Origin of the sequence: Acinetobacter chengduensis (genome assembly GCF_003664645.1) — a bacterium.
Taxonomy (GTDB): Bacteria; Pseudomonadota; Gammaproteobacteria; order Pseudomonadales; family Moraxellaceae; genus Acinetobacter; species Acinetobacter chengduensis.
This window is the reverse complement of the sequence record NZ_RCHC01000019.1, coordinates 1-22,324: the sequence shown is the minus strand read 5'-3', so window position 1 is coordinate 22,324 and position 22,324 is coordinate 1. Positions and strand designations below refer to the sequence as shown.

Below are 22,324 nucleotides of genomic sequence, written 5' to 3'. Positions count from 1 at the left end.
CTATGGATAATTTATTCGGTAATTACCCGGGCAAAATTTTAAGCGTAAACCCAGACGCTAAAACGGTACAGGTGAGCATTGAGCCGTTTACTAACGGATCTGAGGAAGGCATAACAGCTAAATTAGCGTATCCGGTGGGCTTTAATGACTTACTGACGGAAATACCAATACATGATCAGCCTGAAGTCTGGATCTTCTTTGAAAACGGGCTGTTTAAAAACCCCGTTGTTGGATGGTTTAGGACAAAACAGACAGGCAGTGTTGTTGATATATTCAAATTTAAGCAAAAGCGAATCGAATTTCATGCCGATGAGATCCTTTTTAATGCCAAAACACATACAACAGGTGACGCCGTAAACGATGCTGGAATCGTTTCTAAGGGCGATATGGTTGCAAGTGGTGTTTCTGTTGTGTCGCATCCTCACGGGGGCGTTCAGACTGGTACAGGCGAAACTTTAGCACCTATTGCGAATACTGGTGGCGGATCTAGTGGAGGATCTGGCAATGGTAACAGCGGATCAAATGAAGGCGAACCGGGTGAAAAGGGCGAACCGGGTGAAAAGGGCGAACCGGGTGAAAAAGGCGAACCGGGTGAAAAAGGCGAACCGGGTGAAAAAGGCGAACCGGGTGAAAAAGGCGAACCGGGTGAAAAAGGCGAACCCGGCATTTCACTGCCCGGAATATCTGGCCAAGACGGTGCACCCGGTAAGGATGGGTTATCCGCTTTTCAATCTGCAACGATGGAGGGCTGGATCGGGACGCATGCTGAATGGGTGGCCAGTTTGCACGGCAAGGACGCTGTAATAGATTTTTATACAGCCAATGGCTTACAACAAGCTGGACGTATGAAGTTGTGGCAAGGCGTTATCAGTGTGAAATCAAGCGAATGGGAGTGTGATATCTCTACCGCTGGCTTTACCAAAATACCAATTATCACAGCACAGCCCATTACAAGCGTGGCCATTGGCCAAGTTTCTGCTTTTGTGAACTTAAATGCCTCAACTGCTACACGTGCCAAAGGTTTTGCAACGTTCGATACGGCGCAAATGGACAGCTTCGACATGCTTGTATGCGCAATGGGTTACTAAGAAAAAGCCGTGTAAAGCGGTTTTTTTGTATATTTTCAAAAACGGGAACGAAAAAAAATAGCCCTTCTTGCTTCACTGAAAATTAACCAAATTTAATTTGGTATAGATTGATGATGAGCAGATTCGGAGAATTTCTTGCTAATTTTGCCGGCCAGCAACGTATAGCGGAGGCTCCGCAAATGACTGCTGGCCTAAGCGATATTAATGAGAGCTATGCAGGCTTTGAAATGTTTTCTTTGGGCGTCAATGAAGGCGAAAAAGAATTAAGACGCCGTGACCGCCGAACAATTTTAACAACATGGGCCATGATGCAGCACGATCCAACTATCGCGGCGGCCTTAAACCTGCATGTAACAGCTGCGCTTGGTGGCCATGAATCCCGTGGCGATGTGGTGTTTATGACACCAGCCTCTAATATTTCATCAAAAAGTGGAAGAAATTCTGAGCGCTTGCGTAAACTGGTTGAGCAAGAAGCAAAATACTTAATCCCTATCCTGAATCAAATCGCCTTCCCAATGGCCCGCTATGGTTTTGCGTACGGCGATAGTTTTGCACGTGTTTATGGCCAAAAGAATTACGGCGTTATTCAAGTAATGTGTAATGAATACACCGAAGCGCCATTAATTCAAGCTTATGAGCAGGGCGGGCGCACAGTGGGCTATCACGTGCTGGAAAAAGATGGATGTGAACAGCGCCGTATTACCAAGCTTACGACCACTCAAATGGTACGCATGAAAATGCCACGCTATACCCCGGTGCCACAATTCCGTATTGGCCAGCACATGCACCAGTCCATGCTTAGCGAAAATGATATTAATAAACTGCCAATCATCCCTTCAGAATCAGGGGGCTCAATTCTTTATGATGCAGAAGAACCATGGGCAAACGTGCAACTCATCTTGCAGGCTTTAAACTCCCAGCAAGTTGCAGACAGTGTTAAGCAGGGCTTTTTAACGATTGATGTGGCTGGTATGCCTCCACAACAGCGTAATAAATACCAAAAAGGCCTCACAAAAATGTTGCAAAAGCATAAAGACAACGTGAAGGCCGCGCTGTCTGGTGGGGATACAATTTGGTCGCAGGCATGGCACGTTTTACCAGTTTGGGGTGATAAGCAAGTGCTTAATGCGCTTGGGGATTTAAACCAGCGTGGTGCACCGCTTAATACTGAAGCATTAATGATTAACGTTCGCCGTATGTGTGGTGCTCTGGGCATGGACTTAGCACTATTGGGATGGGCCGAACAATTGGCGGGTGGCTTAGGGGATGGCGCCGCTTTTCACACTTCAGCGCAAATTGGCCAGAAGTCTATTCATATTCGCACAGCATTAACGCCAACACTTAACGATATTGTTAATCTGCATTTTGGCTACAAATACGGCTACATGTTTAAGCCTCATGAAATCCCATGGAAATTCGAGTTTTATTCTGATATTTCTGCCGCAACGACTGAAGCCTTAACGAATAAGCAAAGACGTTCTGAAACGATGGCGGTATCGAATCAAGCCCTTGCGACATTGAAGGACTTACAGCTGGATCGTGATAGCAATTACATGCAATTGACGAAAGTTGCCGGATACGATGATGAAGACGCCGAACTACTTGCAAATGCGCTTGAAAAGTCTATCAATGAGGAGAAGAAACGATTAAACCAACAAGCTGGTGGCTTTGGCGGTGATGATGATAACAATCCTGATATGGATACTGATGCAAGCCTCTTAGATGATCCGCAAGACGGCGAAGATGAGGAATAACCACAATGAAGGAAATAGAGAATTATTTCCCAAACATGGGAACAAAAAAGTTTGCAGATGCCTTGGATAACGCACCACTAGAAGATTTTTATCATGAGGGGTACCACTGGGCCGGATTAAAAAAATCGGAGATAGCAAGCCACTACAGAAACCTGCATGCGCTGGGTGTGCAACAGAAAGAATATTACTTAGTTAAATTCAGTGCATACCAAAACAATGCAACGAAAGAGATCCCGCTCATTGCTAATAAGCTGTCCGGCTGGCTTGCGACTTCAGTGAATTGGCCATTGTTGCAAGTGGACACGGATGCAAAAAAAGCAGGTAACTACAGTTTTAATACTGTGACTGGGCGCCAGTTCCCAGAAATGACACTAAACATGATTGAAACCAAAGACAATTTGGTTTTACAAAGTCACAGCATGCTTAAAAACTTAATGTTTAACAGGGATGGAACCTTTAACCCGCCTGCTAAATATCTAATGTGGGTTGAATTTACTTTATTCAACCGAGAAAAGGGCATAGCACGCCCTTCGACCAAAGACAGCATGCTTTGTTACCCGTCTTCACTTTCGCTTGATGTGGACTCTACAGACCGTGGTGCACTAATTTTGCCTATTACATTTGCACGCGCACGGCCATTTATGAGCCAGTAAGCCTGCAAACTAAAAATAAAAGGTGCCATTACGGCGCCTTTTTATTTTAGGGAACAATAAAAATTAGCCATTTCTAAACACTTTAATCTTTTTGCAATCTTACAAAAGGGCTTGTAAATGAAAAGCAAACAGATTTTTACGCTTACTCATCCGACTGGATCTGAGCGTAAATACAAAGGTGTAAACAATAATAGTGGCTCACATATTTGTGCTGGTGACGTTGGTTATATCAGTGGCGGGGCGGCGTCAATGATGGCCATCGCACTTGAAGGCAGTACAGACCAAGAGCAATGGCAGATTTTAAATATTGTTGATAGCCAAAATATTTATTTATGCAGTATCGCCGTATTGGGCGCAACAAGCCCAGAGCATGCCATATTTGTGGGCCTAAGCACGTTTAACGGCGATTTGGGTGGAGTGGGTGCGTGTCAAGCTTATGACGTGCTAGAGGCGCCTGCGTTTGTTTTAGATCGTCTATTAAGTAATGAAAGCCGTGCACGCTTTAAATCACGCATTACAGACAAAGAGCTTTACAGGCTTCACCAGCAATTAACTGCTCACCCAGTCGTATGGAAGGGAGAAACCACTTTATCTAGTCATTCTGATGTGACGGGGCTTGTCTCTGATATGGTGCGTTATGACCCTTTACGACTAATGCAAGAGCCAGCACCGCCAAGTGTTGTTAAATCAATTGTTATGGCTGACTCTGAAGTGGAGCAGTACGATTCGATTGTTTCGCAGGTAGCTCGAATGGATGCACTGTCTAACCGAATTATTTCTGCAATGGGTAGCGCGGCCGATAAAATTAAGCCGGTTAATGTGACAAAGACAGAGCCATTTAAAAAACATGGCGTTGTCAATATTGCGCAGATTTTTGAGTTATCAGATGGCCAAAGCATCACAATTGTTTATCACAATCCAGACGCTACCCCTGCAAAATTAAACCCTTCCGACCTGCTAACAAGTTGGAAATTCATGCTGAATAAGCGTGATGTAACCGCCGTATTACAGCCGAAAAGTGGTAAAGACGTAAATATTCCAGCATTGGCCAAGCGAATGCTTAAAATTGCAGAAGCCAACAGTGCCCGCTTTTTACGCAATCAAGAGCGAAAAGTTAAAGCAGAAAGTGCACTCACAGAGCTGGGTTTAATGGAGTCTGAAAAGCAACAGGAATTGCTAGATTTAGATCAAGAGATTGCAGCACTACAGCTTGAACTTGATCAAAGTACGGCGGTAGCACAAGCAAACCCAGAGCACGGGACGATTGACGGCGAACAGCAGACTGAAGATGACAAGATCATACAAGCGCATGGGCTAATTAAAGATGAAAACGGCCACGTTTATCCAAAAGCCGGCCCGGCAAAAATGCGTTCGACTTGCCAGCGTTGGTTATCTCATACCGGGTTAAAGGGTTATGTGCCTAAAGTCATTGATGGTGGCTATGTTTTGGCTTATTTGGATGATCCCTATTTCCAGCAAAATGGCTTAATCACAATTGGCCATCCTCAGTATTCACACATGGTTTTAAAAGCAACGCCTAAGCTACTGTTTGACAAGCATAATCGTTTGTTTTGTGTAGTTGAGAATGCAACGTCATTGGGTGGGGCGCGTTTTGAAACTGTAGAAATGAACAGCCGTGCTACTGTGTCTGCAAAAGTTGACGGAAAAGAAGTATTTTTCTTTAGCTCAGCTATGGATGCATATCGCGCTACACGTGATTCACTAGCACAATTCAGCACCGAAAGTTTTAATGATTCTGCTATGGCCAAAATGCCGACCGCAGATTATTCAACGTCTGTGCTTATGGCTGAAGGCAATCTGAAACAGCCGGCAGAGCTTGTAGAAAATAAAGTGGCTCAAGCTGAAGCGACCAAAAAACAGCAGGTTAAGGCAGATATTGATTCACTACGCGATGAAAACGGCAAATTAAATCCGTGGTCAGACAATGCAGTTGAACGCGTACAAGCTCAAAGCGAATGGAGTTTTGACGAAAAACTGGCAAACCAAGAGCAGTATCTACGCTGGCTTAAAACTAACGCTAAGCTACCTACAGAGGGTGCTGAATTTGATGCTGAAGTGGTAAAACGCCGTACACAAATTATCAAAGATACCGCAGGCAATAGCTCATCCCCGGATTACCTGAAAGCTAACGGTTTATACCAAACTGCATTAAAAGCGCAGTTGGAAAGCGAATCTGTACAGCAAGATGAATCGGCTTATCAGGTGGCTTTAGAAAAGTTGGCCAAGGTTGAAAGCATCTTAAAAGAAAATGGTCTTGCAGTAGAAGAAACACCAAAAGCCACTCTTGAGACTCGCTATAAAATCAAAAGTACAAATCCCCGTGCACGTAAGCCTGCTGGATCTGTGAAAATTAAAAAGCTGGGTGATGGTGATGCATACGATGTGACGTTAAGCCTTGATTCAATTGGCAGTGGTTATGCCAGTACATTGAATGGCATTAAGTCTTGGCTGGCCCATCGCCTGCAAACGTTTGGCAATGCTGTTAAAGGTGTTGGCGATAGCTGGGAAGTGGCAAAAGCACGTTTAGAGCTTATTGAAGGTGATGATTTTCTGGGCCTAAACGATACGGCGCCAGAAGTGGTCCAGGGGGAGCCGGCTTTTACTGACTCGAAAGAACACTACCGCGCCCGCCGTGCTGCAATCGTTTCACAAGCCCGTGAAGCCCGTGCACTTATGGCCAGCTTTACAGATGAGCAATTCATGGCTGCTTCCAATGCTCTATTTGCAGGCTTACCAATTGAAGATATTCGCAGTAAGTTAGAGTTTCAAATTGGTGGCACGCCAGAATTACGCCAAAAAGCCATTGATAAACTTAATATGCTTTTAGAGTGGCAAGAAGAACAGCAAGCGATTAAAGAACAGCAAACGATTGAAGATCCACTGCCGGCAGATGGTGCTGAAGATCCACTACCGGCAGAAAATATAGGAGCGGAGCCAGTGGCAGGCAATAAAGACGAATTGTGGCTTGATCAGTTAATTTCTGGTGAGGCTGATTTGGCTGGGCTGGATATGGACGAATTTTCCGCAGTAGCAGAAAAGTATGCAGAGGACACGACCTCGCCTATTTACGCGAAATTAGAGCAGGCACTTAATTTAATTATGACGGCCAAAATGGAAAAAGCTAAATCGGTGAAGGGCTAATTTATGAACTTAATGCAAAAATTAAAGCTCACTGCGGAGCTTGATCAAATCGCGAATGATGTGGCTACAGGTACACTAGGCATTTTAGATTACATTCAAAAAGTAAAACGCATTGACGAAATCATTGCAGAGTTAACTGCTCAGCCTGCTGTCGATGGTGCAAATACTTCATTGCTGGAATTAGTGCAAAAGCACACTGAAATAGCTGTGCGCCTGCGCCCTCAGTTTGATTTTGAACGATCTGTTAAAGACTATGCAGTCTCTATTAAAGATCAAACCAAAACCAATGAATTGTTGCATGAGTTACGCCGTACCCAGCTAAAAGGAAGTGATGCTTCTTTCTTGCGTGATCAATTGGAAATGGATCTGAATTACGGCGTTTACATCAATAAGCATCCTGACGGCATGCGCATCGGCAAGTATTTGTTGCCGGGCAGTCCAGTCTGGGCATTTATAGAATGGGCTTATGCTGAAAGACGCCTTATCGTTGGGCCTAAAGCACTTGATATCGCAAGCGATGAAGATATGTACCCGGCAAATGATCAACCATTGCCAGATGCACAAGAGCAGAACGCTCAAGCTAATGCTGAATTTGAGGATGAAGCACAGCCCGATTTAGTTGACTCACCAGCCGATGAGGCTGGGGCCTTCTATCAATCTGTCATTGAAGGTGCCGAAGTGGATGCGGCGTTAATTCAACGGGCGATTGAATATGCAGAGCAAGATGAAAGCCACTATCTGCTCCCGGAAGCCTCGAAAGTCATTGCTAACACGGTTATTACTGCGCTTAATTGATTATTCGCTAACCAGTTCAATATTATTTTCATCATCAAAATAAGCCCTAAATTGGGCTTATTTTTTTTGGAAAATATATGAGCAATATGTCGGATGCTGAAAGAACAGAATTGAATGCAAAGCTTACAGAGTTAAGAGGAAACCCGGCCGCGTTTTTTAAAGCGATGGGGTTAAAAACGACTGATAGCGAACTGTATATTTTAAATAAACTTTTGGATCATGATCGAATTAAGATTAATGATGATTTGCCACACCATGAATCAAGACGCGCCTTTTATAAGCTTGTTTTATTCAACTTTCTAACCAATCCCAAAAGCACAACTATGTGCATCGCCAATGACAGAATGGCATACGATTTAAGATCTTTTTTATTAGATTACCGGGATAAAATCCAAGAATCAGACGATTTTCGCGCCATCGGTAATTTGATGCATATCACTCGCAATGGCGTTACTTTTCAGGCGATAGATGGGCGCCGTATCTGTTTTGCAAAAACAATAGATATGTGGGGGCTTGGTGGAATGGGTGAAAATACGCTGTATATCTGCCATAAGCCACACAGAAAACTAACCGACATTGAAAATAATTTGCTTCTAACACTGGCACGCCACAAGCAAGACAAGGTTGTTACTTTTCAAGCGGGTAATAATCAATGAACACCATAGAGGAAATCAAAACTCAAATCGTTTCGCTTGGCATGCTATTTCGCAATAAATATGCAGAATGGCCAGCTTTTGCCATTTTGGGCAATAGGGAGCGCCTTCTAATTGAGCGCTACAATCTTTCTATGATGATGCCTAGCGAAATTGCCAGCGGGAAAAGTGGCCAGCCGGATAGCTTCATGGGGTTTAAGGTTATTTACTCCCTTGAGTCTGAATATTTTGCTGTCGCCAATCAGTTGATAACTGAAAAACAATTCAACGCAATCACAGAGCAAGAGCAAGGCGGCGCCCTACTTGATGACGGCTCTAAGGCATTTCTAGGTATTCCACTGGTACGCATAGAAACAGACAAGGGCGCCCGTTTTGGAATTGTATTGCACAATACAGAAAGAAGCCCAACGCTGGACGTTTATCATGAGCTAAATCAAGCCTTCGATTTTTTCAATAAGCGCTTATTTGACGGTGAATTACCAAAATGCTTAATCACAATGCAACGTGACAAGCGGTCACGCGGATATTTTGCAGAAGGCCGTTTCGTGAACTCGGAAGGGGAGCAGCTAGATGAAATTGCATTGAATCCGGCTTTTTTTGGTGTGCGTTCTATCCCGGAGACACTATCCACGCTAGTGCATGAGCAATGCCATTTATGGCAATCTGCATTCGGCACACCATCGCGTAGCGGGTACCACAATCATGAGTGGTCAGACAAAATGCTATCTGTTGGCTTGGTACCTTCGACCACTGGAACGAAAGAGGGTAAAAAGGTCGGCCAGAAAATGACGCATTACATTGAGGAAGGCGGTTTATTTGAGCAGGCATGCTTGGAGCTGGTATCCACTCAATTTTCTTTATCTTGGTTTGACCGCTTTCCGCCAATGACTGAAGCTGATTTTATCCAGAGGGTATCCAACGCAATAAACAATATACCCGAACGCTTGCGCAAGCCTGAAGGCAATACTGGCGCAGACCCAAAGGTACTATCGTTTATTGAAGACCCACTGCCTGAAGATGAAGACGGCAATCCAATCAAGCCAAAGAAATTAAATAGCTCTAACCGTTCAAAATACTCATGCCCGACCTGCAACCATAATATGTGGGGAGCTCCAAACAGCATGATTTTATGTGCAGTCGAAGGCTGTGAAAAAGTCGCCTATGTGGAGGCTAACTAATGCCGGGTAAAGCCAATATGGATCGATTTGTATTTCTGGCCAAACAGACTGCTGACGAGATAAAGCACCGCCGTGCCATGCATAAGGCTTGGTGCCATGGGAACGGACTTAAAACGCCATTTAGCACTCACCGTGGTTGTGAGTGCGACCCAGTGAGAAGCAAGCGTATTATTTCGGATTAAATGAGTAATTGAGTAAATGAGTATTTTTGGCTATCCGTCATGGGAATTATCAGAGGCATTAACCTGCTTTGATGTGCAAAATAAGGATGCAATGGAGCGATTGGAAGAAGTGGTTAAGCAATCGGATGCTAATTATCTTGAGAACGTACGTGAATACTTTGCATGGCGCCGTATCAGGCCCAACATTGATGAGGAAAGGATTATCGCTAATAACTTAGCCATGAATCCTTTACGCGCTAAGCTTAACCTTTTGTTAATACAGCACCACCAGATGCAACCAATATTTATGACCGTTACACGCGAACAGGCTAAACAGCTGAATTTAAATCAATGGAAGGAAGTCTGCTGGGATGTGGGGGAGGATCTTCAAAAAGAATAGGCTTTAAAAATTTGCCATCTAGTAAAAAACTAAACTTTCTCTTGTATTTACATTGCTGTCGCTGGTACAAACAATTTGTAACTTTACGGGTTGTTTTTATCAGGGGGTATTTGTGAAAAAAGTAATTATGCTGGGGCTGTGCTTATCAATGCTTACAGGTGTAAGTTATGCCAAGGGAACTTCAAGTAAACCGCCTCCGCCACTAGATCCGAAGACCCTAGATTTAGAGTTTTGTGAAGATACGGCGGATTTGTTCGGCTACTTGATGACAGTAAGTAATTATTGCCGTTATGAAATCAATAAAGCGTGGATGAATCACTACACAGATACAAACAATAAATGCATTAAGAAGTTTGGCCAGAAAAAAATCTATAATACGACCCTTTCCGCCGTACATTCAGCGAATGCAGATATTAATCAATATGAAAAAGCGGATATGTGCTCTGGGATATACAAATCATATAAAGATCTATTATAAATTTTACGCATAAAAAAGGCGCCATATACGGCGCCTTTTTTTATGGGCTTAATCTAAATCGTTTTTTAAATCTCTATAAAAATTCTCATGACTGCCAAGCTTGAGCAGGTAAAGAATTAATACAGGGTTATCTTCTGAGCTTTCCTCATCCACTGAGTAGGCAAGTAAAACAGGCTGTTTATTCATTTTAAATTTATAAACACTTACACCTTCGAGGTCGCCTATCTTTTTTTCACCTATATCTGGATTTAAATAAACTTCTTTAATTGCTTCGTCTAGGTGGGCTTTATCTTGCTTTTTGAGCTTTTTAACTGCCCGTTCAAATTGAGAAGTTTGTCTAATATCCATGGATCATCCAAATTTATAAGCGGTTGTCATGCCTGCTTTTACTTGAGCCATCCCGTTTAAAATATCAGAAATATCATTAAAATTTAGGTCGGGGTTATCTTGCGCAATCTTGCCGATACGCGCCCAATATTCAACTTGCTTTGTAGCGCTTCGGCTTTGTGCATCGCCGTATGCTTTAGCTTGACTTAGGAATGCGCTATCAATTTTAACTGCTGTAGCACCCATTGCTTTATCCTCATATACAATAAGTAAAATATACAACTAAAAGAAACTAAGTGCAACCAAATGCAACCTATGCCATTTTTCGGAGCAGTATTTTAAAAGCAGATGGTAAATTTCAGGCAAAAAAAAGCAATTCCGAGTGGGAAAAGCCCTCTATGTGGAATTGCTCTTTTGAAAGTGTCTTGCGGATTGGGGAAGCCAATCGATCAAGACGCCTTTGATTAAAATTTAACTCTAAATCTATAGTTTGTCAAATTGGGAATAAAAAAAAATGCCCAAATTATAAAGCCATATCCTTCATGCATTCTTAATGAATGGAAATGTTATGGATCTTCAGATCTTATTGAGCACAGCAAATAGTCTTGATTTGCTGAAAAATGCGAAGGAAATTCACCAAGAGGTGCAGGCCGAGAAAGCCCGTTCTGTGCCACTGGTAGCAGTATTGACTGGCAATGAAATTGAGGAAAATAAACCAAGAGAAAATTTTGCTAAAAACACTCCAAACCCGAATTATTTTGATTTAGTACGCGAGTATTTTAAAAGCCATATTCAAGGTAATACTGTAAAGCACCCACTTTTAGGTGAAATTTCAGTAAATAGCGGCGATAGCTGGGGGAAAATCAAACGTGGCTTAGACAGTAAAAATGAACGGAGCATGTTAATTCCGTGCCTTTTAAAAGCACTAGAAAATGGTAAATGCACCCATATTGAAACAGCCCGTTCAGGTCAAAAAAGAGATTATAAGCATTTTGCTTATTTGCAGGCTAAGGCGGAAATTGCGGGAAATACTATTGAGTTTTGTGTATCTGTAGCTATTGATTCAAAAACTCAAAAATGGGCTTACAACATTATGAGCGACCAGCAGGCGCAGGTAACGCGGGATGCGCAAAAGTATGAAGGCGTAACACCAGTGGCGGGATTTGATAGCACACAAGATGAATATGATAGCGCCGTATTTGATGGCTTAAATATTACAATTCTTAGTAGTACAGCAACAAAACCGATGCTGATTGAAGGCCGTCAAAACAAAGTAAAAACAGCCAAAGGCACACGTCTTGACACTAACTTGGCAATTATTGAAGCGGGCGATTTGATTGCATCGCACGATCATTTAGGCAATGCAAATAAATCATATCCGCAAGAGCTCCAACCGCGTGACCGTTCGCGCCAATCAAGCCAAGCACAGATCCATAGCATTGCAAAAGACCTGGACCCGGAAAGCTTGGGACGTTCAAGCCGTGCCGACTCTGGGGCACCTATTATCGGCCCAGACCGGGTAGTTGAATCTGGTAATGGTCGCAGTATTGCAATTCAGTTGGCGTACAAAACAGGACAAGCGGATGAATATCGCGCTTGGTTGCTAGAAAATGCTGAATATTTAGGCTTAAGTACGGCGCAAATTGAAAGCATGAAAGAGCCCGTGCTTGTTCGAGTGCGAAAAACAGAGACAGATCGCTCTAAATTCGCCGTAGAGGCCAATCAAGATGACAAGCTAAGCTACAGTGCTACTGAGCGTGCAAAGAGCGATGCGAAGCGCTTAACAGCGGGCTTGCTTGAGCTATTTAATCCAGATGAGTCGGGCAATCTTATTTCAGCCAGCAATAGCAAGTTCATTTCTGGATTTTTGGATAGTCTTGGCCCAGATGAAGCGGCGCAATATATCACTACAGATGGCAAGCCTACTCAAGCCCTTGTCATGCGCATCAAAAGCGCCGTATTCAGTAAAGCTTATAACGATGATCGTCTACTTGAAATGGTTGCAGATCAAACGAAATCTGACCTACAAAACGTACTGAATGCGTTATCAATGGCCGCACCTAAGTTCATTGAGGCGCAGGCAGTAAGTGGCGCGATGAAGGGGCAGATAGAAGACGTTTCAAGTAGCATTGTTGACAGTATTGAAAAGTCATTAGACAAACGCATTGTAAACGCCATTTTGGATGCGACTAATCTAATCGAAAAGGCTAAATACAATAATCACGCAATATCAGAATACATTAGCCAGCTGGGTTTATTTGGCGACTTGCCTGAAGGTGTGGGGGAGCTGGCTGTATTTATCATGGCCAATGCCAGAAGTGCGAAAAAACTAAGCATTGCATTTAAGGCGATGGCAAGTTTTGCGGAAAAGTCTGCTGTAGACGGCTTAAATATGGGCTTGTTTGGTGAGCCGGAGCCCGTCAGCATTTTAGACGCCGTATCGTATGCAAATCGGGCGTTACTTGAAGAATACGGCGATAGTAAATCACAAATTAATATGTTTGATGGTACCAGCACTTCAGAGCAAGGCCAAAAAGATGCAATTCAAGTTGCGGCCGCTCAAAGTGCCACTTCACCCGTAAATGGTATTGCAGAGCCAAGCGATGCAGACAAGATCAGTGGCAATTATCTAAAAGGTAAGGTGCAACTTGACGGCATGGTAATCGCTATTGAAAACCCGGCCGGCTCTATTCGTGCGGGTACCGATGAGAACGGCGATGCATGGAAAAACACAATGATGCATCACTATGGTTATTTTGAAGGTACCGAAGGCGCAGACGGTGATGAACTGGACGTGTTTATTAAACATGATGCTCAAAACCTAAATGGGCCAGTGTTTGTTATTAATCAAATCAACCCAAAAACAGGCGATTTTGATGAACACAAAATTGTTTTAGGTGCGACTGATGAGAAAGATGCAAAGCAAATTTACTTATCAAATTATGATGAAAATTGGCAAGGCCTGAAAAGCATTTCAGAACTCACAATTGAGGAATTTAAAACACGCTTGGCAACAGACTGGGCGCAATCTTTAAATGCTTATGATGACTCAACTAATAGTGCTATGACGATGGATAAGCCATTAAGTCTACTGAGTGAATTAAAGCAGGCATTTAACAATAACCAGCCATTGCAAATGCTGAAGCTTGCACTCGCGTGTCTTATGTATAAGGGTACGGCGCCCGCTTTTGAGCAAGTCAACCCGCTAGTGAACTACACAACTAAAAAGGGTAAAACACTTCAGGGTATCGTTGTACCTTTTGAGACTGTGAAATATAAAGCGGATGCACAAGCTTTAGATCCTTATACCTTCATGTATGAGCGTCAAGGCTGGTTTGTACGTTTAAAGCACTTGGCCAACATTGATGACGCCCTATTAACCCCAGAACAAATTTTACTGAAAAAAGGACAAACAAATGGAACAGCTACCGATCCAAGTAAGACAGACACTAGCGAATTGGGTGCAGGAACCGGAAGTAAAAACGGTGCTACTCATGAATCAGGTACAGCTGGCGCATTGGCTGGAAGCACAAGCAACACAGATGGAAGCAACGGGCCTATCGGAAACGCTAGTAATGGCTTATCAGAAGGTAATGCTTCAGGTATCGGAAGTGGAAGCAATCACGCAAATGCTGGTAAACGAAAACGCAATTTCGCTTCAGCAAATTCTGCAACCAATGACGGCAAGCGAAGCAGTGCTGATGGTGAGCAAGGATCATTTACTACAGCCGACCGAGATCGACACGCTATTCAGTCTGCTAAAACAGCTGGAAGCGAATTAAGCGAAAAAGAGCAACTACAAAAAGACGCTGAAGGCATCCCAGTTGAATGGGCGGATATTGATAACATTCGCAAAACATTGCCCTACCTGCTCCCAGAGCAACAAGACGATGTGGCCAAAGCAGAGAAGCGTCTGCTGACTGGTAATAAAAACGGTATTTTGTTTACCAATGGTACTGGTACAGGTAAAACGTTTACCGGGCTTGGCCTAGTTAAACGCTTTGTAAGTGCAGGCAAAGGCAATATTTTAATTGTCTCTATGAACGATAAAATTGTTCGTGATTTTGTGAAGTCTGGTAAGCCTTTAGGCCTGAACATTCACCAGTTAAATGGTATTGATGACAATGGCGGCGAAAAGCATTCTATTGTTGCTACCACTTATGCGAACCTTGGCCAAAATGAAACATTGGCGGATAAGCACTGGGATTTAATCGTGGTCGATGAGTCGCATAACTTGATGCAATCTGAAGAAGGCAAAGAGACTGCGGCATTGCGTAAAATCCGTGCTTTAACTGGGCATCACATGGGCTTTTACGACTGGTTTGATAACCGTCATCGTGCTGAGCGTCCGCCGAAAATTATGGTCGATGCGCCAATGTTTGATGCAGACAATAAACCAATTATGAATGCAGACGGCACCCAAAAGACACAGCAAGTCGAAGGTAATTCTTATGCACCAGGACCCGAATATGATGCTTGGCAATTAAAGCAGGCAGAACAGCAGAAGATCTGGAAGAAAAATTGGAATACTCAACCCGCTGGCCGTACTAAAGTTATTTTCTTATCTGCAACGCCATGGAGCTATATTAAAACGATTGAATGGGCTGAAGGCTATCTATTTGATTATGTGGCACCAGAAAAGCGCTGGAATGATGAAGCAGAAGGCACTCGCTACAATTCAGGTGATGACCGCTCTAATTTCTATATGCGTAACTTTGGTTACACCATGCGTTACAACAAACTTACACGACCAGATGGCAAAGTTGATTCAGGCGTCAATGAGCGCGAGTTCGCGAATAAGCTGAAAGCTGAAGGCGCCGTATCTGGCCGTGAATTGGTTGTTAATTTTGACTATGACCGCAAATTTATTCTTATCGAGTCTGAAGCAGGTAAAGAGATTGACCGGGGCATTGATTTGCTTTGGGAGAGTAAAGACGATGACGGCAATTATATCTATGGCGACTTATTACGCGCCGTATTAAGTCGTTTTAACTACTTATCCCGCGAACGTCTACTTGAAGCTATTAAAGCTGATGCGGTAGTGGATCAGATCAAAAAGAGCTTTGCACTTAATCGTAAAGTAGTGGTATTCCACGACTACAACGAGGGTGGCGGTTTTAGTCCGTTCTCATTTATGGGTTTTGGAAATTATGCAGATGATTCTAACCGGGTGAAGATCATGCAGGCGCAATATGAGCGTTTTTCTAAAGAGCACCCAGATTTAGTACAGCTAAATTTATCTTTTAAATCGCCAATTGAAACACTCACAAATGCGTTCCCGAATGCGCTGCTTTTCAATGGCCGGGTGAGCAAGGGCCAGCGTGCTAAAAATGCGGATTTATTCAATGAAGACGGCAGTGGCCGTGACTTGATTATTGTGCAGTCAGATGCAGGCGCCACGGGTATTTCATTTCATGATACGACTGGCAAGCACCAGCGTGTTATTTTCAACTTGGGACTTCCTAAGCGACCTGCAAAACTGCGCCAGACTGAAGGCCGTATTTACCGTGTTGGCCAAGCCTCTAATGCAATTCAGCGTTATTTAACCACGGGTACAAAATGGGAAACTTCTGCCTTTGCGAACACCATTGCGCAACGTGCTGAAACGGTTGATAACTTGGCCAAGGGTGATGATGCTGTGGTTAGTATCCGCGACAGCATCATTAATGCTTATGAAAATGCAGAATACTTTGAACCAAGCGATGCAGACGGCAAGGGCGGTAAAGAATACGATGAAGAAAACGCACGTATTGCGCGTATGACGCCGTTTGATAAAGCCTTAACGTTTTACTACAACAAGGGTAAAAACCGCGACAAGCGTAAGGACAAGATTGGTAAAGACTGGTATGCAACCCCCGAACCGCTTGGCTTAAAAATGATGCAATGGGCCGGCGTGCATAAAGGTGATGATGTATTGGAGCCATCGGCAGGTGACGGTGCAATTGGTCGATGGATCCCCGCAGATGCAAACGGCACAATGATTGAGCCATCTGTAGAATTGGCCGCACGTGCACAACTGGCCAATACCACTGCAAAAATCGAGACAGGCTCATTTGAAGATCATAATACAATGATCAAATATGACGCGATTGTGATGAACCCGCCGTTTGGCCATGCTGGTGCCTTGGCGTTAGAGCATCTTAAAAAAGCATGTAAGCATCTGCGCGAAGGTGGGCGTGTAGTGGCTCTAATCCCGCAATCGGCTAATCTTGAAAGAGGCCTTGAGGCGTGGCATGCATCCCGCGAAGGTAGTGAGTTTTACACCGCAGCGCGAATTACATTGCCTTCATCGACTTTTGAGAATGCAAATACAGGCGTAAACACGTTTATTTTAATTCTTGAACGTCATGCAAGCCCAGATACGGCGCCAAATATGCGCAATCTTGATTATTCACACGTAAGTAGCAATGTTGATCTATTTGAAGCGATTCGCGATGTGCAATTAGCTCCGCGCCAATTGCGTACAGATGAGCAACTTATGGAATATGGCCTTGTGTTATCTCCATTCCGTAGCAGTCATATTTTAACGGGTGTGGGTGTGACAACGCCTGAAATTCGCGAAGCCCTGCTTGCTAACCGTTTTGTATATGAAAATTCAAAAGATCCAAATACGCTTGAATGTTATGCACGTAACATTAAATCGATTATGGAGTCGCTGAAGGACGTGCAAAAGATCATGCCTCACACGCATGATGCTTATGACGGCTGGCAACATGATGGAGTATTTGAGCGGGTACCAGTGAAGCAAATTAAAGTTGATCTCACTAAATATATTCACCGTGAAATGAAAGCGACATTGAAGACGCCAATCGTAGTACAAGAGCGGGGCAATGCTTATGTACTCTTAAGCGGTTACGAGCGTTTCCGTTTGGCCAAAGAAAAAGATGAAACGTTTATACCTTCTGTGATTATTCCTGAACAGTATGTCATCGGTAAAACGACATTGGCCAAGGCCTATAAGTTAACGCCTATCCCATTAGATCCTGAAGTATTTGCACAGCATTTATTTAGCGTTCTGGATGATGAGGCCGTGCGCCTACTAGCATAAGCATTAAGAGAAAAAGGCCATTTAGATGGCCTTTTTTTTTGCATGTATGAATCTGGGAACAATAAAAAATTGTCTGATCCGATATTCCTAAAATTATCTCATCGTATGGAATAGAGCACGGTATGAGAGATATTAAAGAGACAGAGAATACACAGAAAGCCAGCACTACCACGCACGACTTTTCACCAAAGGCAAGCGACTGGGGTTTTTTAAACCCTATGTTCTTAGGGAAAATTCGACTTTGCGACAAAGAAGGGCGGGCAATTGAAGACAGCCCAGTGGTAACTAGCTTGGCCCTTGATGCCGATTTATCAATCGAAAGTCAATATAACTCCCCATTTGAGAACAGCAACCCAGAGAGCCGTTTACCGGTGCTGATGGGCATGCTACAGGCTGGCGACTGGGTGAATACTGTCGATAAATTTTTTGGCGGTTTAGTCAATGCAATGGGGAAAGAGGCAACAGGTTTATCTGATGACGTAAAAGACAAGATGAACCAGCTAGAAGGCAGAACAAACTTCACTAAGATTAATTCGACTCAAATTTATGTTTCATCAAGTTCTGCGCGTCTAAATGCTATTCTGTTTTTTGAAGCATGGCGCGATGGCCTGCATGAAGTTGAGCATCAAGTGGCTATGCTTCAGCAATGGTCGCTACCCGCAAAGCTGGCCAACGGTTTTATTGACAATATGTTAGACAACCCCAGCATTGAGTCAATTTTCCCGTCTGAAGTACCGCCTTTTGTCTCTTTTTCGTATGGAAAAAAACGCTATTCGCCGTTGCTACTTGAAAGTGTCGCGGCACCACTTATCACGCCTATGGATTCAGACGGAAACCGGCTGGTCGTGGAAGCCAATGTAACGCTAGTAAGCCGACAGGCTTTTGATAAAGCAAATATTAAAGATTTATATTAAGGAACCAATTGTGAAACAAACTTTTCAATCAATCACTGCGGGCAATATCAACATTGTTATGAATGAGCTTGAAGTCGGTGAAATATTGTCATTGGCCAAGCTAAATCCACGACTTAAAGAGCACCAACTTTCTGGCTTTTTACGCCATGCACTTGATGATGATACGGCGCCGTATACGATGACGTGTCAGCAACGATATTTTTGCTTATTACATTATTTAAGTGCTCAAAAAGAAAATGATTTAGCCGTGGATGTAAATATCAATGACTATTTGCACTTAGATGCAAAACCATGGAAAGAGCAAGTGACGGTTGGTGATATTAGTGTGCGCCAGCTGAATGGGTGTGAAATTGAAGCCCTTGAAGTCATTGCAGAAGATATAGGCGACTGGATGCTGGGGGCTATGGCTTTGCAAATTTCGTACGGCGACCAACTCCCATACATTCAGCCCTTAACCGACCAAGTTTTAGCGTCAAAAATTATCAAAAGTCGCTTTTTGGCCATTCAAAAACTTAGCCAAGACGAACTCAATCAACTATATGAAAAATATGCTGAAGCCCAAGACGAACTCAATGTGCTTTTAACTATTGGATTCGACTCTGAAGGCGTCACTTTGTACGAAGCGAAAGGGGGGCTAGATAGCGAACCTGCGCGATTTCAGATTGATTCCACTTTCACAGGATTCACAAAACGATTGTTTTCAACGTTGGTTGAAGGAAGCAAACAGACTTCAGCGGAACTCGGGGATGAGTTTAATGGAGGTTTTTAAGGTCGGCTTTAACTTCATGTTTATTTATCCAAAGTCTGAAGCGTGGAACGAAAATAAAGAGCATATCGAAGCCCGTGAAACAATGCTCACTAATGTTGGGAAGCAATTGAACAACATTATTAAATGTTTAAATAGACGGTAGGTGAATGTGAAAAAACCCGCTTTACTTGGTGCTGCAATCCGCTATTCGCTGGTTGTGGCTGTTCTTCAGCAGGCCAATTTAGCGCTTGCTGAAGTGAGCAAACCCAAGGATTCAGGCCTTGGCCAATTTGCAGTGCAATATAGCGATGAGTTACTTGTCGCGGCCTGCATCTTTTTAATGATTATCAGCTCATTTATTGGCGTGTTTTATAAAACGCCGGTCTATGGTGGCAAACCGCTGCCAATGTGGCTAAAAGCGCCCGTATGTATTGCTGGTGGGTTTATTGCGTTTTTGTTTTGTCTTCATGTAGACAAAGCACTGACGCTTTTAACCCCTATCTATGTGGGCGCCGTATCTTTTATTTCGCCTGCGGTAATTCATTTAGTGCATGCGGTATTGGTACAAAAATTCGGGCTACGCCTTGGCGTGGATGAGGAACTTCTAAAGAAATTAGAAGCCAACGCTTCTACAGAAAACGGCTAAAGATATGAAATGCTTTTTATTTCGTTACAACGGCCACACTGCCACAAAACCCTTAAATTTACTTGAGCTTTACGCTTGTTGTGAGGGCATTTGATATGTCTTTAATCGATTATTTTGTAGTTATCTATCCATATCTTTGTTTGGTTATCATCAATTCCGCAATTCTTGCGGTGTTATTACCCAATCAAATTATCAATACAGCTAGTACACGTTGTAACTGGCTGGTCGTGGGCTTGATTGTATCCGGCTTAGCTGGATTGCGATCAGGTACCTATACGTTGCCCATATCGCTGTTTTTACTTTCGATTGTAGTGATTGCTTGTGTAATCCACTTGATTAAAACAAAACACCCTAAAGCGCAAAGTTTACCGGCCCAGCCAACTGAATTTCTAAAAAGGATTAAATAATGCTAAAAGCAATCCAAACTATTTTAAAAGCAAGCAATCTGTATACGGGGGCCATCGATGGCCAAATTGGTTTAGGATCGTTACGTGCTATTGAAGCAATGACGCCTGAAACAGCCAAAAAAGTACAGAAAATTTTGCAAGACGCTAAACTTTATACAGGTGCCATCGATGGGGCTTTTGGTCCTGGTAGTTATGAAGCTTTCAATAGCTTAATTCCTAAGCCAACTATTACAGCTGAAGCGCTTAAAAAGATTTATCCCGGTGCTAATACCAAGTTTCTGCAATACATTAATGCACTTTCAGCAGAATATGGCATTAATACAAAAGCTGAAGTCTGCCTATTTTTGGCAAATACGCTAGTCGAATCGATGGGCTTTAATGCCAAAGACTTGCGCGAAAACTTCAACTATAAGCCAGAAAACCTGCAACGTACGTTTAAGAAATATATTGGCTCTGTTGAAGCCGCTAAAACACTTATTGCAAAGGGCCAGCCGGCTATTTGTGAGCGCGTCTATGGTGGCCGTATGGGCAATGGAGTCGGCAATGGTGATGCATGGAAATACCGTGGCGGTGGGATTATTCAAACTACAGGTAAAACCAATTACACGCGTTTAAGCAAGGCAATTAATGAGGATCTAGTTAATTTCCCTGCGCGTATTGCAGAACCTGAAATTGCAGTCAAGTCTGCATTGTTCTATTGGAAAGATGCAGGGTGCGGGAAGTTGGCCAAACGTATGCAAATCACAGAATGCCGTAAGGCCATTAATGGCGGTAGTAACGGGCTGAATGAAGTAAAAGACTATTTCTTAAAAGCTTGGAATTACTTGTATTAATCTAAAATGAGTAAATGCGTATTTGAGTAAATGCGCACAAAAAAAGCTCGGATCAATCCGGGCTTTTTTTTATGGGAACGTAAAAAAATATATGTCGCCGTATCGATCAAAATTTCTTTTTTATTCAGAGAGTACAGTCATGACTGTTTCTAAGATTTTACAAGGGCAAGCTGGGATTCAATACGGCGCAGTTACCGACAAATCTGAGGCCGATCCCCGTGATAGCTTAAATAACGTTTTTTTTACTGGACAATTTAAACGTGGACGTTTTGACAAGCCCATGAAGGTCCATTCTGGCAACGTACGTGCAATGCTGGGCTATGATCCCGAAAATATGGACTATGTGGCCATTGAAGACGCTTTGGCCACTGGTGTGCCTTTTGTGTGGGTACAGCGAGTAGCTGAAGCTGGCGGAAGTTGTCAGCCAACCGAATTAATCGTGCCAGTGAATAATTTTAGTTATGACGGTCTTGGAGGCATATCAGTTTTGGCTGAGTTCTATGTCAATGGTGAACTGAAAGAAACAAAGTTAAATGAGTGGAGTCCGTCAGATGCTACAAGGTGGTGGGCATACAACTCTAGCACCGATATGTCACGCTACAACAAAGATCAAGTTTTTCTAGGCGACTATTTTAGCGGTGGTTACACATTCTCTCTATATAGTGACCATGCCTTCTTTACTCGTCTTGGGTATGGGGCGGATGGGAGTTATAAAAACTATTTAGATAGATACGATGGAATCCCGCTGAATGATGGTAATTTCATACTTCTTGGCTACCCAGACACCCCTGAAGAATATGAAAAAATAACAGGAAATGACTGGTATCCAGAATATGACATTCTTGATAAATCAAAAATAGACGTTAAGTTTAAGGTCAATCCAAATGTTAAAGATGGCTATATTGATCTTGTGAAAATGCTTTGGGGCCATGATGTGTCTTTGCATGGATGTGCGAGATATTACAATATGGCTGGATAGCCTAAAAAAGCTCGGATTGATCCGGGCTTTTTTATGGGAACGTAAAAAAAGATATGTCGCCGTATAGATCAGAATAAGCTTTTATTCAGAGAGTGCAGTC

18 protein-coding genes are annotated in these 22,324 nt (G+C 43.1%); 16 read left to right on the top strand and 2 right to left on the bottom strand.

Annotated features, from left to right (window positions below):
* Positions 1-2: 2 nt before the first annotated feature.
* The 9 genes from D9K81_RS18590 to D9K81_RS14570 all read left to right on the top strand — a co-directional run bounded on the left by D9K81_RS18590 (position 3) and on the right by D9K81_RS14570 (position 10,322).
* Complete coding sequence (locus D9K81_RS18590; RefSeq protein WP_207667517.1) at positions 3-1,088, top strand: hypothetical protein; 1,086 nt, start codon at positions 3-5, stop codon at positions 1,086-1,088.
* Positions 1,089-1,267: 179 nt separating this feature from the next.
* Positions 1,268-2,842: a PTS sugar transporter subunit IIB gene (locus D9K81_RS14610; RefSeq protein WP_147433939.1), complete on the top strand. Its 1,575-nt coding sequence runs from the start codon at positions 1,268-1,270 to the stop codon at positions 2,840-2,842.
* A 5-nt stretch (positions 2,843-2,847) separates the two neighbouring features.
* Positions 2,848-3,495 carry a hypothetical protein gene (locus D9K81_RS14605; protein ID WP_121523493.1) on the top strand — a complete coding sequence of 216 codons (648 nt, stop codon included), beginning with the start codon at positions 2,848-2,850 and terminating at the stop codon, positions 3,493-3,495.
* Positions 3,496-3,612: 117 nt separating this feature from the next.
* Positions 3,613-6,657 carry a defense against restriction DarA-related protein gene (locus tag D9K81_RS14600; protein ID WP_121523491.1) on the top strand — a complete coding sequence of 1,015 codons (3,045 nt, stop codon included), beginning with the start codon at positions 3,613-3,615 and terminating at the stop codon, positions 6,655-6,657.
* 3 nt (positions 6,658-6,660) lie between these two features.
* Positions 6,661-7,452, top strand: coding sequence for a hypothetical protein (locus tag D9K81_RS14595; protein ID WP_121523489.1), 792 nt, complete (start codon positions 6,661-6,663; stop codon positions 7,450-7,452).
* A 77-nt stretch (positions 7,453-7,529) separates the two neighbouring features.
* Positions 7,530-8,108 (top strand): hypothetical protein, encoded by a 579-nt coding sequence (locus D9K81_RS14590; protein WP_121523487.1) that lies wholly within the window; start codon positions 7,530-7,532, stop codon positions 8,106-8,108.
* A complete protein-coding gene (locus D9K81_RS14585) occupies positions 8,105-9,283 on the top strand; it encodes a SprT-like domain-containing protein (protein ID WP_207667516.1) in 1,179 nt (392 codons plus the stop codon). Before D9K81_RS14590 ends, D9K81_RS14585 begins: the two co-directional genes overlap by 4 nt.
* A 198-nt stretch (positions 9,284-9,481) precedes the next feature.
* Complete coding sequence (locus D9K81_RS14575; RefSeq protein WP_121523483.1) at positions 9,482-9,844, top strand: hypothetical protein; 363 nt, start codon at positions 9,482-9,484, stop codon at positions 9,842-9,844.
* Between the two features lie 112 nt (positions 9,845-9,956).
* On the top strand, positions 9,957-10,322 hold the full coding sequence (locus D9K81_RS14570; protein WP_121523481.1) for a hypothetical protein: 366 nt from the start codon (positions 9,957-9,959) through the stop codon (positions 10,320-10,322).
* Positions 10,323-10,370: 48 nt separating this feature from the next.
* Here D9K81_RS14570 and D9K81_RS14565 read toward each other — a convergent pair whose 3' ends face one another.
* Both D9K81_RS14565 and D9K81_RS14560 read right to left on the bottom strand, forming a co-directional pair.
* Positions 10,371-10,670 (bottom strand): type II toxin-antitoxin system RelE/ParE family toxin, encoded by a 300-nt coding sequence (locus tag D9K81_RS14565; protein ID WP_121523479.1) that lies wholly within the window; start codon positions 10,668-10,670, stop codon positions 10,371-10,373.
* 3 nt (positions 10,671-10,673) lie between these two features.
* Positions 10,674-10,895, bottom strand: a complete 222-nt coding sequence (locus D9K81_RS14560) for a TA system antitoxin ParD family protein (RefSeq protein ID WP_121523477.1) — start codon at positions 10,893-10,895, stop codon at positions 10,674-10,676.
* 322 nt (positions 10,896-11,217) lie between these two features.
* Between D9K81_RS14560 and D9K81_RS14555 the strand changes: the two genes are divergently transcribed.
* The 7 genes from D9K81_RS14555 (at position 11,218) to D9K81_RS14525 (ending at position 22,224) form a co-directional block, all read left to right on the top strand.
* Entirely contained in the window at positions 11,218-17,697 is a 6,480-nt protein-coding gene (locus tag D9K81_RS14555; RefSeq protein WP_121523475.1) for a DEAD/DEAH box helicase family protein, read from the top strand.
* 122 nt (positions 17,698-17,819) lie between these two features.
* Positions 17,820-18,611 (top strand): hypothetical protein, encoded by a 792-nt coding sequence (locus D9K81_RS14550; RefSeq protein ID WP_121523473.1) that lies wholly within the window; start codon positions 17,820-17,822, stop codon positions 18,609-18,611.
* A gap of 10 nt (positions 18,612-18,621) precedes the next feature.
* Positions 18,622-19,380, top strand: coding sequence for a hypothetical protein (locus D9K81_RS14545; RefSeq protein WP_121523471.1), 759 nt, complete (start codon positions 18,622-18,624; stop codon positions 19,378-19,380).
* Between the two features lie 148 nt (positions 19,381-19,528).
* Positions 19,529-20,005 (top strand): hypothetical protein, encoded by a 477-nt coding sequence (locus tag D9K81_RS14540; protein WP_147433938.1) that lies wholly within the window; start codon positions 19,529-19,531, stop codon positions 20,003-20,005.
* A gap of 95 nt (positions 20,006-20,100) precedes the next feature.
* A complete protein-coding gene (locus D9K81_RS14535; RefSeq protein WP_121523467.1) occupies positions 20,101-20,412 on the top strand; it encodes a hypothetical protein in 312 nt (103 codons plus the stop codon).
* Positions 20,412-21,245, top strand: a complete 834-nt coding sequence (locus D9K81_RS14530; protein ID WP_121523465.1) for a glycoside hydrolase family 19 protein — start codon at positions 20,412-20,414, stop codon at positions 21,243-21,245. Before D9K81_RS14535 ends, D9K81_RS14530 begins: the two co-directional genes overlap by 1 nt.
* Positions 21,246-21,384: 139 nt before the next feature.
* Positions 21,385-22,224: a hypothetical protein gene (locus tag D9K81_RS14525; RefSeq protein ID WP_121523463.1), complete on the top strand. Its 840-nt coding sequence runs from the start codon at positions 21,385-21,387 to the stop codon at positions 22,222-22,224.
* The last annotated feature ends 100 nt before the right edge of the window (positions 22,225-22,324 follow it).

What these genes read in the sequence shown, in the direction of transcription:
- D9K81_RS18590 (WP_207667517.1), top strand. Translation starts at nt 3, where the DNA reads ATGGATAATTTATTCGGTAATTACCCGGGCAAAATTTTAAGCGTAAAC.
- D9K81_RS14610 (WP_147433939.1), top strand. Translation starts at nt 1,268, where the DNA reads ATGACTGCTGGCCTAAGCGATATTAATGAGAGCTATGCAGGCTTTGAA.
- D9K81_RS14605 (WP_121523493.1), top strand. Translation starts at nt 2,848, where the DNA reads ATGAAGGAAATAGAGAATTATTTCCCAAACATGGGAACAAAAAAGTTT.
- D9K81_RS14600 (WP_121523491.1), top strand. Translation starts at nt 3,613, where the DNA reads ATGAAAAGCAAACAGATTTTTACGCTTACTCATCCGACTGGATCTGAG.
- D9K81_RS14595 (WP_121523489.1), top strand. Translation starts at nt 6,661, where the DNA reads ATGAACTTAATGCAAAAATTAAAGCTCACTGCGGAGCTTGATCAAATC.
- D9K81_RS14590 (WP_121523487.1), top strand. Translation starts at nt 7,530, where the DNA reads ATGAGCAATATGTCGGATGCTGAAAGAACAGAATTGAATGCAAAGCTT.
- D9K81_RS14585 (WP_207667516.1), top strand. Translation starts at nt 8,105, where the DNA reads ATGAACACCATAGAGGAAATCAAAACTCAAATCGTTTCGCTTGGCATG.
- D9K81_RS14575 (WP_121523483.1), top strand. Translation starts at nt 9,482, where the DNA reads ATGAGTATTTTTGGCTATCCGTCATGGGAATTATCAGAGGCATTAACC.
- D9K81_RS14565 (WP_121523479.1), bottom strand. Translation starts at nt 10,670, where the DNA reads ATGGATATTAGACAAACTTCTCAATTTGAACGGGCAGTTAAAAAGCTC.
- D9K81_RS14560 (WP_121523477.1), bottom strand. Translation starts at nt 10,895, where the DNA reads ATGGGTGCTACAGCAGTTAAAATTGATAGCGCATTCCTAAGTCAAGCT.
- D9K81_RS14555 (WP_121523475.1), top strand. Translation starts at nt 11,218, where the DNA reads ATGGATCTTCAGATCTTATTGAGCACAGCAAATAGTCTTGATTTGCTG.
- D9K81_RS14550 (WP_121523473.1), top strand. Translation starts at nt 17,820, where the DNA reads ATGAGAGATATTAAAGAGACAGAGAATACACAGAAAGCCAGCACTACC.
- D9K81_RS14535 (WP_121523467.1), top strand. Translation starts at nt 20,101, where the DNA reads ATGTCTTTAATCGATTATTTTGTAGTTATCTATCCATATCTTTGTTTG.
- D9K81_RS14530 (WP_121523465.1), top strand. Translation starts at nt 20,412, where the DNA reads ATGCTAAAAGCAATCCAAACTATTTTAAAAGCAAGCAATCTGTATACG.
- D9K81_RS14525 (WP_121523463.1), top strand. Translation starts at nt 21,385, where the DNA reads ATGACTGTTTCTAAGATTTTACAAGGGCAAGCTGGGATTCAATACGGC.